Genomic DNA, 13,321 nt, shown 5'->3' with positions numbered 1-13,321 from the left:
TACTACCAAGAGGCGTGCGCGCGGGATCGGATACGTACGGTCGAGGGCTTAGCGTTTTCGGCATGACCACGCTCACCGCCGAATCGGGGACCCCGTCCCCGACCCCGATGCGGCAATTGCTGATCGATTCCGGATACGTCCTGATCGGTCTGCCGCTCGCACTGATCGGGTTCATCCTCACGATCGTCACCGTGACGCTGGGTGCCGGGATGGCGATCACCGTCATCGGGCTGCCGATCATGGCGGGTGGCCTGCTGGTCGCCCGCGGGTTGGCGGACCTGGAACGGCGGCGCCTGCCCGCGGTGCTGCGCACGCCCCAGCTCCGGCCCGCGTACCGGAAGAGCCGGGAGAACGGTGGGCTGTGGTCCCGGGTGTTCGCGCCGATCCTGGACGTCCAGTCCTGGCTGGACTTCGCCCACGCGCTGGTCAAGCTGCCGATCTCCGCCGTGTCGTTCCTGATCACCGTGGTGTGGTGGGCCGGCGCGGCGGGCGGCGTCACGTACTGGATGTGGGACTGGGCGCTGCCGCACGAGCCGGACAGCACCGATCTGCCCGAACTGCTCGGCCTGTCGGACACCAGCGGCTCCCGGATCGCGACCTACACCGTGCTCGGCATCTTCTTCGCCACCACGCTGCCGCTCGTCGTCCGCGGCGCCGCGCTGCTCAGCGCCGCCACCGGCCGGGCGCTGCTGACCGGCATGGCGCAGTTCCAGACCCGGATCAGCACGCTCGAGGGGCAGCGCCGGGCCGCGGTCTCCGCCGAGGCGCACGCGCTGCGGCGGCTGGAGCGGGACATCCACGACGGCCCGCAGCAGCGCCTGGTCCGGCTCGCCATGGACCTGGGCCGCGCGCAGCAGCAGCTGGAGACGGACCCGACGGCCGCGAAGGCCACGCTCGGCGAGGCGCTCACGCACACCGTGGACACGCTCAACGAGCTGCGCGCGCTCTCCCGCGGGATCGCACCGCCGGTGCTGGCCGACCGCGGGCTGCCGAGCGCACTGGCCGCGCTGGCCGGGCGATCGACCGTACCGGTGGAGCTGGCCGTCGATCGTGACCTGGGCCGGCTGGACCCGGCCGTGGAGAACGCAGCCTACTTCGTGGCGGCCGAGGCGCTGGCCAACGTGAACAAGCACAGCAACGCGTCCGAGGCCTGGCTGACCGTGGCGCACGCCGCCGGCCGGCTCGGCATCTCGGTGCTGGACAACGGCGCCGGCGGCGCGCACGTGGCGAAGGGGCACGGGCTGGCCGGCCTGGCCGACCGGGTGCAGGCGGCCGGCGGCACGCTGCGCATCGACAGCCCGATGGGCGGGCCGACCGAGCTGCGGGTCGACCTGCCGTGCTAGACACGGGGTCATGCGGGTCGTGATCGCCGAGGACGCGGTGTTGTTGCGAGAAGGTCTCATCCGGCTGCTGACCGAGCACGGCCACGAGGTGGTCGCGGCCGTGGACAGCGGGCCGGCGCTGGTCGACGCGGTCGCGGCGCACCGGCCGGACGTGTCGATCGTGGACGTGCGGATGCCGCCGACGCACACCGACGAGGGGCTGCGCGCCGCGGTCGAGGCACGCGGGCTGGTGCCGGGCACGCCGATCCTGGTGCTGTCGCAGTACGTCGAGGTCTCCTACGCCGACGACCTGCTCGCCGACCGGGCCGGCGCGATCGGCTACCTGCTCAAGGACCGGGTGGCCGCGGTCGCGGACTTCCTCGACGGGCTCGGCCGGGTCGCGGCCGGTGGCACCGTGCTCGACCCGGAGGTGGTGGCGCAGCTGTTCGCGCGGCGCCGCCGGGACGACCCGCTGCGCGAGCTGACGCCGCGCGAACGGGAGGTGCTCGGGCTGATGGCGGAGGGCCGGTCGAACACCGCGATCGCCCGGAAGCTGGTGGTCAGCGACGGCGCGGTGGAGAAGCACGTGCGCAACATCTTCACCAAGCTGCAGCTGCCGCCGGACGAGGAACAGCACCGCCGGGTACGGGCGGTGCTGACGTACCTCGGAGGCTAGGGCCTAGAGATCTTTCGCGATCTTCACGGCCTCGGCGAGTGAGTCGGCCACCGGCAGGCCGGAGGCGCGCAGCCGGTCCGGGTCGGTGAAGCCGCCGGTGTAGAGCACGACCGCGCCGCCGACCGAGTGGGCCGCGTCGGCGTCGTCGAGCGAGTCGCCGATCAGCACCACGTCGGTGCCGGCCACGCCCAGCTCGGCCAGGTGGCGGGCGAGGTAGCCGGCCTTGAGGTCGCCGCCGACCGCGCCGGGCAGGCCGTCGACGCGCCGGAAGTGCGCGGCCAGGCCGTACCGCTCGATCGCCGGGACCAGCTCGCTGTGGAACCACATGGACAGCAGCGACTGGTCCGGGCCCCACTCGCGCATCGCGTCCGCCGCGTCCGCGGCCAGCGCGACCGAGGTCAGACCGTCCCGGTACGCGTCGTGGAAGATGCCGTCGAGCACGCCGAACTCGTCCGCGTCGACCGCCCGGCCGAGCACCTGCGCGTAGTACTCCGCGATCGGCCGGCGGAAGTGGCGGCGGTGCTCGTCCGGCGTGACCGCGGGGCCGGCGACGCTGGCGAACGCCGCGTTGGTCGCCGCCACGACCAGGTGCAGGTCGTTGAGGAGCGTGCCGTTCCAGTCCCAGACGAGGTGTGTGCGAGTGCCCATCGCGCGATGTTAGCCCTCGCGGGGCAGCGCCAGATCGGCCAGCAGCCGGGCCTCCTCCACCCGCCAGTAGCCGTGCTCCCGGCCGTCCAGCAGCACGACGGGGACGCGCTCGCCGTACTCCCGCTCCAGCTCGATGTCGCTCTCGACGTCGATCTCCAGGTAGCGGTCACCGGTCGCGGCGACCACCCGGTCGACCGCCTCCTTGGCCACCTCGCACAGGTGGCAGCCGGGCCGGGTGATGAGGGTCAGACGGGGCTCCTGCACGGTGGCGAGTCTGCCAGAACCGGCACGCCGATGACCCCCGGTGGACACCGGCCCCGGCGTGTCGCGGTGCAAGTGCGGGCGGGCGTGTCACGGCATAGCCCGAGGTAAGCGCCTGGTCACCACACGTATGGTTTCGCCTGACGCACACCGTGTGCGACACGGAAGTGCGGTTTCCGCGAAATACTCCTGCTCTATGTAACGGACTCCACACGTGTGGGTGAGGCAGGCCCTATCATCTCAAAGGGTCGACTCACCCCTTTTGTTATGAGTTGACACCCCTCACCCAGAGGAGGCCGTTGTGCCCGATCTTGCACCGCAACTGCACCTCATGGGTGCGTGTCCGCTCCTGGCTCGCCGACCCCCCTTACCCGCCGGATGCGCCGATATGCCCTCAGTACGGGGCTGCGCGGAGGAGGCCCAGTGACGTACCGATACGCCGCGGACGGGATCGTCTTTTCGGCCCGGCTCGCGCTCAACGACGGCCTTCACCACCTGGGCGTGACCATCGGGATGGCGCGCGCGGAGAGCAGCGGCAGCGAACGCACCCGGAACCGCCCACCCAACGCACCACCGAACCAGGCACCACCCCGGACCGGCACGCCCACCAACGGCGGGCGGGTCGGTGCGCCACCCAAACCGGCGCCGCCCGGACAGCGCACCACGGACACCGCGCCGCTGCCGGCCACCGGGCCGGACGCGCCGCAGCGCCCCAGCCGTCCGGACCCGTCCGACGCGGCCGCCGAGGTGTGGGCGCTCGTCGAGCGCGCCCAGGCCGGTGAGTCCGCCGCGTTCGGGCTGATCTACGACCGGTACGTGGACACCGTCTTCCGCTTCATCTACTTCCGGGTCGGCAACCGGCAACTCGCCGAGGACCTGACGTCGGACACGTTCCTGCGCGCGCTCAAGCGGATCGGCAGCTTCACCTGGCAGGGCCGCGACCTCGGCGCCTGGCTCGTCACGATCGCCCGGAACCTGGTCGCCGACCACTTCAAGTCCGGCCGCTACCGGCTCGAGGTGACCACCGGCGACGTGCTCGACGCCGACCGCGAGGACCGCGGGCCGGAGGGCAGCCCGGAAGCCGCGGTCGTCGACCACATCACCAACGTCGCCCTGCTCACCGCCGTCAAGCAGCTCAACCCGGAACAGCAGGAGTGCATCGTGCTCCGCTTCCTCCAGGGCTTCTCGGTCGCGGAGACGGCACAGGCGATGGGCAAGAACGAGGGCGCGATCAAGGCACTGCAGTACCGCGCGGTCCGTACGCTCGCCCGGCTCCTCCCGGACGGCTTCCAACCGTGACCCGTTCCCCCGGATCGTCCCGTAACCACGCGTGCCCGTCCCCCGTTTGTCCCGGTGCGACCCATGGTGGTTCCGGCATTTCCCCGCATCGCGGTCGCCCTGGCCGGTGCAGACGCCGTCCGGGTAACCGCGACGACTGAAGGGAGGTGCCTTCGGTGAGAAACGTCATCTTCGACCGTCGTCGTGCCGAACGCTTCGCCCAGCTGCTGGACGAGGCCGACGGCGGACCGCGCCACCACGGCCGGTCCCGAGCGGATGACCAGGTGGCCGAGCTGGTGGCGCTCGGACACGAGCTCAACGGCGCATCGCCGGGCCCCGAGATCGACTCGGACTTCCGGACCGGGCTGCGCGCCATGCTGATGGCGACCGCGGAACGCGAGGGCATCGGCGTCACCGCCACCGACCCGGAGGACGCCGGCGGCCCGGTGGCCCGCCTGCTCAAGGCCGGTACCGCCGCGGACGCGGCCGGACGCCGGCTGCGTGCCCGTGGTGCGATCGTGGTCGGCGTGCTCGCCGGCGCGGTCGTGGTCTCCGGCATGTCCGCGGCCAGCTCCGACGCGAACCCGGGCGACGCGCTCTACAGCGTCAAACGGCACTCGGAGCAGGCGCAGCTGGCGCTCGCCGGGTCCGACGAGGACAAGGGCCGGCTGTACCTGGAGTTCGCGGCCACCCGGCTGCGCGAGGCCCGGGCCGTCACGGACGACACCGCCGGCTTCGAAACCGTCCTCAACGACATGGACGCCGACACCCGCGAAGGCGTGAAGCTGCTCGCCGGGGCCGCGACCCGGGAGCACAGCGGCACACCGCTGGAACCGGTGGACCCGTTCGTCACCGCGCAGCGCCGCCAGATCGGCGGCTTCCTGGACACGCTGTCCGGCGCGAACCGGGACCGCGCGCTCGGCTCACTGATCCTGCTCGACTCCGTCGACAAGCGGTCCCGCGCGCTGACCGACGGGTTCGCCTGCCCGGCCGCGGAGACGCTGCCGCAGACCGACGCGCTCGGCCCGCTGCCGAACGTGTGCGGCGACGAGGACGACCCGGTCGGCTCGCCGGTGCACGGCGGCGGACAGCGGTCGCAGGACCAGGTCCCGGCCGCCCGGGAGACGGACGGCGGCACGCCCGCGACCGGTGCGCCGGCCGCCACCGGCACGCCCGCCCCGGCCGCCACCGCGACGCCGGCACCCGCGCCCGCCGTCGACGAGCCCGCGGCCGGCACCGGCACCGGCACCGGCGACGAGCCGGTCATCGAGGAGCCGGAGCCGAGCGCCCCGGCGCCGAGCCCCACGCCGGCCGGCAAGAACGTGCTGGAGGACCTGCTCGGCGGTCTGCTCGGCGGCTGATCCGAGGCCACTCGCAGCGGCTCGATCCGAACGCCACTCGCACGAGGGCCGTCCGACCACCCGGTCGGGCGGCCCTCGGCGCGTTCCCGCCCCGGGATCCGCACGGTCCGCTTCGGGCGGCGGCTAGGCTCGCCTGAGCGATCGCTACGAGAAGGGGGCCCCGGTGCCGCGCATTCGCAAGGTGACCGTGAGCACGGACGCACGGGGTCACACCGCGGGCTGGGTCTCGACCGATCTGGAGGCCGCGCTGGTACCGCGGCCGGACCCGGGCGCCGCCGCCTTCTTCGACCTGGACAACACGATGATGCAGGGCGCGTCGCTGTACTGGTTCGCCCGCGGCCTCGCCTCCCGGCGCTACTTCACCGCCCGCGACGTCGCCCGGTTCGCCTGGCAGCAGGCCCGGTTCCGGCTGATCAGCGAGCACCGTGGGCACATCAGCAGCGCCAAGGACATCGCGCTGGCGTTCTTCCACGGCTGGAAGGTCGAGGACGTCGAGCGCCTGGCCGAGGAGATCTTCGAGGAGTCGATGGCGGCCCGCATCTGGCCCGGCACGCACGCGCTCGCCAAGACCCACCTGGACGGCGGCGAGCGGGTCTGGCTGGTCACCGCCGCGCCGATCGAGATAGGACGGGTGATCGCGCAACGGCTGGGGCTGACCGGTGCGATCGGCACCGTCGCCGAGATCGTCGACGGCGCCTACACCGGACGGCTGGTCGGCGACATGATGCACGGCGCGGCCAAGGCGGACGCGGTGCGGCAGCTCGCCGTCGTCGAGGGCCTGAACCTGAAGCGGTGCACGGCGTACAGCGACTCGGCCAACGACATGCCGATGCTGACCTCCGTCGGCAACGCGGTCGCGACGAACCCGGACGCGGCACTGCGCCGCATCGCCCGGGTGCGGGGCTGGCAGGTCCGCGACTTCCGGACCGCGCGGAAGGCGGCCAGGATAGCGGTGCCGGTCGCGGTCGCCACCGGCCTGGTCGCGGGCACCGCGCTGACCGTCGCGCTGCGCCGCCGGGCGGCCCGATGACCGCGAGCGCCGCCCTGCCCCGCCGCCGGATCGGGCTCGCTCAGATCGGACTGCTGGTCGCGGTGCTCGCCGCGGTCGCGCTGATCGTGCTGCCGGGCAACGCGGACCGGGCGAAGAGCCCGGCACAGACCGGCCCGCTCGGTCCCGCCGAGGCCTGGCCGGGCGTGACGATCGGCCAGTTCCCGGGCAACGTCTCCGACGGCCCCGCGTTCTCCCCGTCGTACTTCCTGGACGCGCAGACCGCGATCGGCACCGCGCCCAGCCCGGACGGTGCCTTCATGCGGCTGGTCCGCCGCGCCGGTGACGGCACGCTGCGCGAGCTGCGCCGGCTGCCGTACTCCGGCGCGCCGCAGTTCGGCGGGTTCGCCACCGACGGCACGGAGCTCGCCTGGGCCGAGTCGCTGGCCGGGGACGACAACGTGACACGCACCGAGATGTGGGCGATGCGGCTGCCGGACGGCGAGCCGCGCCGGCTCACCGCCGACACCGGCGACGTGGTCTTCTTCAACTCCGAGTACGACATGCTGATCGCCGAGCGTTCGCTCTACTGGGCCGAGGTCGCGCCCGGCGACGAGCCCGCCACGCTGATCCGGTCCGTGCCGCTGGCCGGCGGCGACGTCACCACCGGCACCGAGGACGGCGCCTGGGCGATGACGAAGTTCCCGTGGCTGGTCAGTGCGGAGAGCGGCCAGGCGTCGCTGCCGAAGCTCCGCGACTGGCGGAACAACCGGGAACTGACCGTCGCCGCCGGCGGCACCGAGCTGGTCACCTGCGGCAGCGTCTGGTGCCGGGTGCTGGTCATCTCCGCGGACGGGCCGGCCCGCACCGACCTGATGCGCCCGGACGGCTCCGACCGCCGGCGGATGGCCGGCGGTGCCGCGATGTCCGCCGTCACCGACGTGGCGCTGCTCGACCGGTTCGAGGTGCTCACCGAGGCGGGACCGGACACCATCCCGACCAGCAGCCAGATCCTCTACGTCTACGACATCGAGAAGCAGCAGACGGTACGGGTCGCCGACGCGGTCGGCATGATCCAGTCCCGCAACGGCGTGCTCTGGTGGTCGACCGGCGCCGACACCGACATCGTCTGGCACACGCTGCCGCTGACCGCGATCGGCTGACCCGGCCGCGGTCAGCCGACGAGCGGCCGCAGCTCGGTCGCGACGAACCGGACGAAATCCTCCGGCGACGGCTCGTCCTCGGTCGGCTGCAGCACGATCGTGTCCGCGCCCGCGTCGGTCCAGCGCCGCACGCCGGCCGCGATCGCCGCCGCGTCGCCGCCGACCGTCACGTCCTCGACCGGTGCCGTCATCCCCCACGTCGCGTGCGCCCGCCGGAGCCGCTCCCGGTGATCGTCACCGGTCGCCGCGATCAGGTACACCGCCAGCGTGACCGGGTCGGTCCGGCCCGCCGCCGCCCGCCCCTCCTCGATCAGCGCCCGGGCCCGGGCCGTCTCCGCCGGTGTCGTCCCGCCGGACAGGATCACCACGTCGCCGACCTCGCCGCACAACCGCAGCGACCGCGGCCCCGACGCGCCCACCAGCAGCGGCGGCGGGCTCGCCGGCTTCCAGACCAGCTCGACGCCGTCCAGGTTCACGTACCGCCCGGACACGGTGACCTGCTCGCCGGCGAGCAGCGCCCGCAGCGCCGTCGCGTACTCCCGCATCAGCGTCACCGGCGACCCGGCCCGCGCCCCCGCCTGCCCCATCCAGTCCTGCACCCCGTGCCCGAGCCCGAGCATCGACCGGCCCGGGAACATCCGCTCCAGGTTCGCCGCCTCCATCGCGGTCAGCGCCACGTTCCGCAACGGCACCGGCAGCAGTCCCACCACCACCCGCAACCGCTCCGTCCACGCCAGCGCCGCCGCCGCGCTCGCCACCCCGCTCTCGAAGAAGCAGTCCTCCCAGAGCCACAGCTCCTCCAGGCCCGCCTCGTCCGCCGCCCGCGCCACGCCCCGCAGCCGTTCCGGCTCCCACTGCGGCACGAACACCGCCCCAAGCTTCGTCATGCCCCCATCCTCCCCACCCCCGATCGACAATCCAAAGATCCCGATCAACCCCACCTCCGGAGGATCCAGAACTCCGCGCGCCGCCCGTCCCGTCGCGCACCGACTCACCACAACTCCGCGATTCCCACCCGCGCCACTTCCCACGGCACCCGTCACGCCTCGTAACGCCCCCGCCGCCCGGGCCCGCTTCCCACCCATATTTGCTCTGCTTACATGGACAAAGCGCCTGAATCTGTTGCCTGGTTTCAGGGCAACGCGCACTTTAGGCCGCAAATCCGGCCTTCTGCTTGTTTCGGTATCGACGCCCATATCACTACGACGCCGGGTAGGTAAGCAGAGCAAAGTGGCGTAGGTAAGCAGAGCAAAGGGGGGTGGGGAGATCGTTTGGGTGGGGGTGGGGCCGGGCTCGAGGCGTGCGGGATTACGCGCCGTTACGAGCACGGGGTGCGCGGGTGGGGGTTTCAGTGTGTGCGGGACCGGCAGGGAGGCCGGCCACGGCCGACCGGTGCCCGCGGGAGCACGCGGGACCGGGGACGCCGGGAGCGGGAAGATGCGCTTCGGGGTTCCGGGTCAGAGGCCGAAGGGGTCGGGGCGGGACTTGAGGAGCGTGTGCAGCGCCTGCTGGATGGTCTCGCGGACCTGGTCGGCGAGGTTGTAGACGACCAGCGGGTCGTCGGCCTGGTCCATCAGGTGGGCGGTGGGGATCGGCGGGCAGAACTGGATGAGCCACTTGCTGGGCAGTGGCACCAGGCCGAGCGGGCCGAGCAGCGGGAAGGTCGGGGTGACCGGAAAGTACGGCAGGCCGAGGAGGCGGGCGAGCGGCTTCACGTCGGCGAGCATCGGGTAGGACTCCTCGGCGCCGACGATGGCGGCCGGGACGATCGGGGCGCCGGTGCGCAGCGCGGCGGCGACGAAACCGCCGCGGCCGAAACGCTGCAGCTTGTAGCGCTGGGAGTAGTGCTTGCCGATGCCCTTGAAGCCCTCGGGGAAGACGCCGACGACCTCGCCGGTGCGCAGCAGGCGCTCGGCGTCGGGATTGCAGGCGACGGTGACGCCGGACTTGCGGGCCAGTTCGGAGACGACCGGCATGCGGAAGATCAGGTCGGCGCCGAGCAGGCGCAGGTGGCGCTCCTGCGGGTGGGTGTCGCGCAGCGCGACGGAGAGCATCAGCGCGTCCAGCGCGATCGTGCCGGAGTGGTTGCCGACGACCAGCGCGCCGCCGGACGCGGGGACGTTGCCGACGTCGAGCACCTCGGTGCGGAACCACTCGCGGTAGAGCGGCTTGAGCAGCGGGTGGAAGACCTGGTCGGTGAGCTCGGGGTCGAAACCGAACTCGTCGACGTCGTACTGGCCGGAGAGCCGGCGGCGCAGGAACGACAGCGCACCGGCGACCCGCTGATCCCACACGTCCTCGACGATGCCATCCGGGGCGTCCTCGGCGGGAGCCTTCTCCGGTGTCGTCCCCGCGGTCGGGCGGTCGCCGGGCGGAAAACCGTTCTGCGCCGGTACGGACGGGTGGTGGCCGTTGCTGCGGCGCGGCATCGGCGCCGGGTCGGCCGGGCGGAACTCCGCGCCGGGCAGGAAATCGCTCATCACGCCGCTCCCTGACGGGCCGCGCGCACCCGACGGATGGTGTCCAGGATCGACTGCTCGGTCGTGGCGAGGCGCTCCGGCGAGACCAGTGCGCCGCCGAGGTGGGCCTGGATGAAGTCGTCGAACGCGGCCGCGGTGGACCGGGGCGTGAAACCGAACTCGCGGATCAGGCGGGTGGTGTCGACGACCCGGCCGTGCACGAACAGGTCGACCTGGTCGAGGCCGTTCTGGCCGAGGCCCATGGCCCGCGCGATCGACATGGCGCCGGCCAGGCCGGGCTCGGGGACCGGCACCGGGACGCGGCCGGCCCGGCGGATCGCCTGGGACAGTGCGAGGACACCCTCGCCGGCCACGTTGAACGTGCCGGGGTGGTCCTCGGCGACCGCGCGGTGCATCACCTCGAGCGCGTCGTCGACGTGCACGAACTGCAGCCGGGCGTCGCGGCCGAAAACGGTCGGGACGAACGGCTGGGAGAAGTAGCGGGTGAGCGACGTCTCCGCGCGGGAGCCGATGAACGGCGCGAAGCGCAGGACGGTGGCGACCACGTCCGGGCGCCGGCGGCGGAAACCGCGGACGTAGCCCTCGATGTCCAGGATGTCGCGGGCGAAGCCGCCGCGCGGGACCTCCCGCGGCTCGGTGTCCTCGGTGAAGACACCCGGGTCGCGGAACGAGGCACCGTAGGCGGCGGTCGACGACCGCATGACCAGCTTGCGCAGCCGCGGTGCCTGCTGGGCGGCCGCGAGCAGCTGCATGGCGCCGATGACGTTGTGTTCCTTCATCGCGCCCCGGCCGCCCTGGATGGCGTCCGGCGAGCTGGTGATCGCGAGGTGGACGACCGCTTCGGCGCCGAGGTCGGCGAGGACCGAGCCGGCGGACCGGAGGTCGACACGGACCAGCTCGACGCCGCGCAGCGTGTCGGCCAGCGCGGCGGGCGGATCGGCCGGGTCGAGCCCGATGACCTGCCCGATGCGCGGGTCGGCGGCGAGGCGCGCGGCCACGTGCGCGCCCAGGAACCGGCTGACCCCGGTGACCACGACGGTCCCCGGCGATTCGGTCACTCGCGCCTCCGTGGCCTTCTCGACACCTGCGACCAGCTAGTGAACCTCAGGCAAGCAACACCGCGCGCCGGGCCTTTCCGAAGCGGCCCGGCGCGACGGGAATTACTTGCCGAGACGGCGACGCTGGACGCGGGTCTTGCGCAGCAGCTTGCGGTGCTTCTTCTTGGCCATACGCTTGCGGCGCTTCTTGACCACCGAGCCCATACGACAGCCCCTTCAATCGTTGTTGATGCGATCCTCCGGGCTCGGCAGGTCACGGGGCGTGACGCCGGGCACCGACGAGACGGTGGACCGGGAACCTCAGCGAGCGCGTCATGCGCCGGGCTTCAGCGGCCGGGCACCGGCGCGAGCCAGCTGGGTTCGGGTCCGAGTCCGCTCCAGGGTACCCGTGTGCGACGCGGCGACAAACACGACCCTGCCGGTCAGGCCGACTCGGAGAACGCGCCGCGCAGATATTCGTGGACCGCGTGCTCCGGCACCCGGAACGATCGGCCCACCCGAACGGCGGTCAGCTCGTTGCTGTGCACGAGCCGGTAGACGGTCATCTTGGACACCCGCATCAGCGTGGCGACCTCGGCAACGGTGAGGAAACGGACCTCCGGCAGCCGGCCCTCGGCGTGTGATGCTCCGGCCATGCGCTCACAACCCATCGACCCCGAGCGCGCGCCCCTGTCGGGCAACGCGCGTGTAATTAGTACGGTAACGGGACGGCTGTTAACGGCGCGAGACCTTCAGGAAACTCAGAGTGATCCCGTCAAGGCGACACGCCGGAAATTTCGTTTTTATCGCTCGATGTCCGTTACTCGCCGACGTCCGTGACCCGCTGATGTCCGGTTACCCGCCGATGTCCGTTATTCGCTGCGGAGCGCCACCACCGGGTCGAGCCGGCCGGCCCGTTGCGCCGGCACCACGCCGAAGACGATGCCGACCGCGGCGGACACGCCGAACGCGAGCGCCAGCGACCACCAGGTGATCGCGGCCGGCACCGGGGACAGCGCGCCGACCAGCAGCGCGGAGCCGACGCCCAGGCCCATCCCGAGCACGCCGCCGACCGAGGTGAGCAGCACCGCCTCCAGCAGGAACTGCAGGCCGATGTCGCGCGGCCGGGCGCCGACCGCCTTGCGCAGGCCGATCTCCTTCGTCCGTTCCCGGACCGAGACCAGCATGATGTTGGAGACGCCGACGCCGCCGACCAGCAGCGAGATGCCGGCGATCGCGGCCAGCACACCGGTCAGCACACCCAGGATGTCGCCCAGCACCCCGAGGATCTGCTCCTGGGTGACGGCGCTGAACTCGGTGTCGGGGTGCCGCCGGGTCAGCTCCGCCACCACCCGCGCGCTCAGCTCGTCGATCCGCTCCCGGTCCGGTGCCTTGATCGCCAGGCCGTCGATCCGGTCCACGCCGATCAGCCGCTGCGCCGCGCTGACCGGGATCTGCACCTCGTCGTCGCGGTCCACGCCGAGGCTCTGGCCGAGCGGCGCGAACACGCCGCTGACCCGGAACCGCACGCCGGCGATCGACACCTGCTGCCCGATCGGGTCGCGGTCCGGGAACAGCGACGCCGCCACGGTCGCGCCGAGCACCGCGACGCGCCGGCCGGTCTGCACGTCCGAGGAGGTGAAGTAGCGGCCGCGGCCGACCGGGCGGTCGAAGACCTGCGGCGTCGTCTCCAGCACGCCCTGGACCGTGGTGAACCGCTCGCGCGCGCCCGCCCGGACCGTCTCGCCGGACGCGACCGTGGCCGTCACCCGGGACGGGTCACCGACCACCTCGGCCACCGCCTCCGCGTCCCGCAGCGACAGGCGGGACGCGGACGGCGCGGACCCGAACTCCAACCGGCCCGGCACCACCAGCATCAGGTTCGAGCCGAGGCCCTCGACCTGTGCCTCGACCTCGTTCTTCGCGCCGGTGCCGATCGCCACCAGGACCACCACCGCACCGACGCCGATGATCACGCCGAGCATGGTCAGCAGGCTGCGCAGGCGGTTGGCCCGGAGCGCGCCGAGCGCGACCCGCCAGGCCTCGGCGAGTCTCATCCGGTCCCGCCTCTCATGCGGTCTCGCCTCTCATGCGGTCTCGCCTCTCA

The 13,321-nt window shown here is 72.7% G+C and carries 13 protein-coding genes and 1 pseudogene; 6 read left to right on the top strand and 8 right to left on the bottom strand.

The window, feature by feature from the left end; all coding sequences use genetic code 11:
• The first annotated feature begins 62 nt into the window (after positions 1-62).
• Positions 63-1,343, top strand: coding sequence for a sensor histidine kinase (locus tag J2S44_RS21670; protein WP_310416938.1), 1,281 nt, complete (start codon positions 63-65; stop codon positions 1,341-1,343).
• 10 nt (positions 1,344-1,353) lie between these two features.
• Positions 1,354-1,998 (top strand): response regulator, encoded by a 645-nt coding sequence (locus J2S44_RS21665; protein ID WP_310416935.1) that lies wholly within the window; start codon positions 1,354-1,356, stop codon positions 1,996-1,998.
• Positions 1,999-2,001: 3 nt separating this feature from the next.
• On the opposite strand, the gene J2S44_RS21660 is transcribed toward J2S44_RS21665, so the two are convergent.
• On the bottom strand, positions 2,002-2,646 hold the full coding sequence (locus tag J2S44_RS21660) for an HAD family hydrolase (protein WP_310416931.1): 645 nt from the start codon (positions 2,644-2,646) through the stop codon (positions 2,002-2,004).
• Positions 2,647-2,655: 9 nt separating this feature from the next.
• On the bottom strand, positions 2,656-2,910 hold the full coding sequence (locus tag J2S44_RS21655) for a glutaredoxin family protein (RefSeq protein ID WP_310416928.1): 255 nt from the start codon (positions 2,908-2,910) through the stop codon (positions 2,656-2,658).
• A 510-nt stretch (positions 2,911-3,420) separates the two neighbouring features.
• On the opposite strand from J2S44_RS21655, the gene J2S44_RS21650 reads away from it, so the two are divergent.
• The 4 genes and pseudogenes from J2S44_RS21650 (at position 3,421) to J2S44_RS21635 (ending at position 7,697) form a co-directional block, all read left to right on the top strand.
• Positions 3,421-4,206, top strand: coding sequence for an ECF subfamily RNA polymerase sigma factor, BldN family (locus tag J2S44_RS21650; RefSeq protein WP_310429831.1), 786 nt, complete (start codon positions 3,421-3,423; stop codon positions 4,204-4,206).
• Between the two features lie 155 nt (positions 4,207-4,361).
• Positions 4,362-5,228 (top strand): annotated as a pseudogene (locus J2S44_RS21645) (DUF5667 domain-containing protein); the annotation flags it as partial.
• Between the two features lie 451 nt (positions 5,229-5,679).
• Positions 5,680-6,576: an HAD family hydrolase gene (locus J2S44_RS21640; RefSeq protein WP_374728005.1), complete on the top strand. Its 897-nt coding sequence runs from the start codon at positions 5,680-5,682 to the stop codon at positions 6,574-6,576.
• Positions 6,573-7,697 carry a hypothetical protein gene (locus tag J2S44_RS21635; RefSeq protein ID WP_310416920.1) on the top strand — a complete coding sequence of 375 codons (1,125 nt, stop codon included), beginning with the start codon at positions 6,573-6,575 and terminating at the stop codon, positions 7,695-7,697. Before J2S44_RS21640 ends, J2S44_RS21635 begins: the two co-directional genes overlap by 4 nt.
• A gap of 11 nt (positions 7,698-7,708) precedes the next feature.
• Here J2S44_RS21635 and J2S44_RS21630 read toward each other — a convergent pair whose 3' ends face one another.
• From J2S44_RS21630 to J2S44_RS21605, 6 genes are all read right to left on the bottom strand, one after another.
• Positions 7,709-8,584: an LLM class flavin-dependent oxidoreductase gene (locus J2S44_RS21630; protein ID WP_310416917.1), complete on the bottom strand. Its 876-nt coding sequence runs from the start codon at positions 8,582-8,584 to the stop codon at positions 7,709-7,711.
• 570 nt (positions 8,585-9,154) lie between these two features.
• The gene (locus J2S44_RS21625; protein WP_310416915.1) at positions 9,155-10,177 is read right to left on the bottom strand and encodes a lysophospholipid acyltransferase family protein; all 1,023 of its coding nucleotides are present in this window, start codon (positions 10,175-10,177) and stop codon (positions 9,155-9,157) included.
• The gene (locus tag J2S44_RS21620) at positions 10,177-11,235 is read right to left on the bottom strand and encodes an NAD-dependent epimerase/dehydratase family protein (protein WP_310416911.1); all 1,059 of its coding nucleotides are present in this window, start codon (positions 11,233-11,235) and stop codon (positions 10,177-10,179) included. Before J2S44_RS21620 ends, J2S44_RS21625 begins: the two co-directional genes overlap by 1 nt.
• Positions 11,236-11,337: 102 nt before the next feature.
• Positions 11,338-11,439, bottom strand: coding sequence for a 30S ribosomal protein bS22 (locus J2S44_RS21615; RefSeq protein WP_007465623.1), 102 nt, complete (start codon positions 11,437-11,439; stop codon positions 11,338-11,340).
• 218 nt (positions 11,440-11,657) lie between these two features.
• Entirely contained in the window at positions 11,658-11,870 is a 213-nt protein-coding gene (locus tag J2S44_RS21610; protein ID WP_033345947.1) for a helix-turn-helix domain-containing protein, read from the bottom strand.
• 216 nt (positions 11,871-12,086) lie between these two features.
• Entirely contained in the window at positions 12,087-13,271 is a 1,185-nt protein-coding gene (locus tag J2S44_RS21605) for an ABC transporter permease (RefSeq protein WP_310416909.1), read from the bottom strand.
• Positions 13,272-13,321: the final 50 nt, after the last annotated feature.

The sequence above is a fragment of the Catenuloplanes niger genome, assembly GCF_031458255.1.
In the GTDB taxonomy this organism is placed as follows: domain Bacteria; phylum Actinomycetota; class Actinomycetes; order Mycobacteriales; family Micromonosporaceae; genus Catenuloplanes; species Catenuloplanes niger.
The sequence above is the reverse complement of the archived record's forward strand: the minus strand, read 5'-3'. Positions and strand labels throughout refer to the sequence as shown.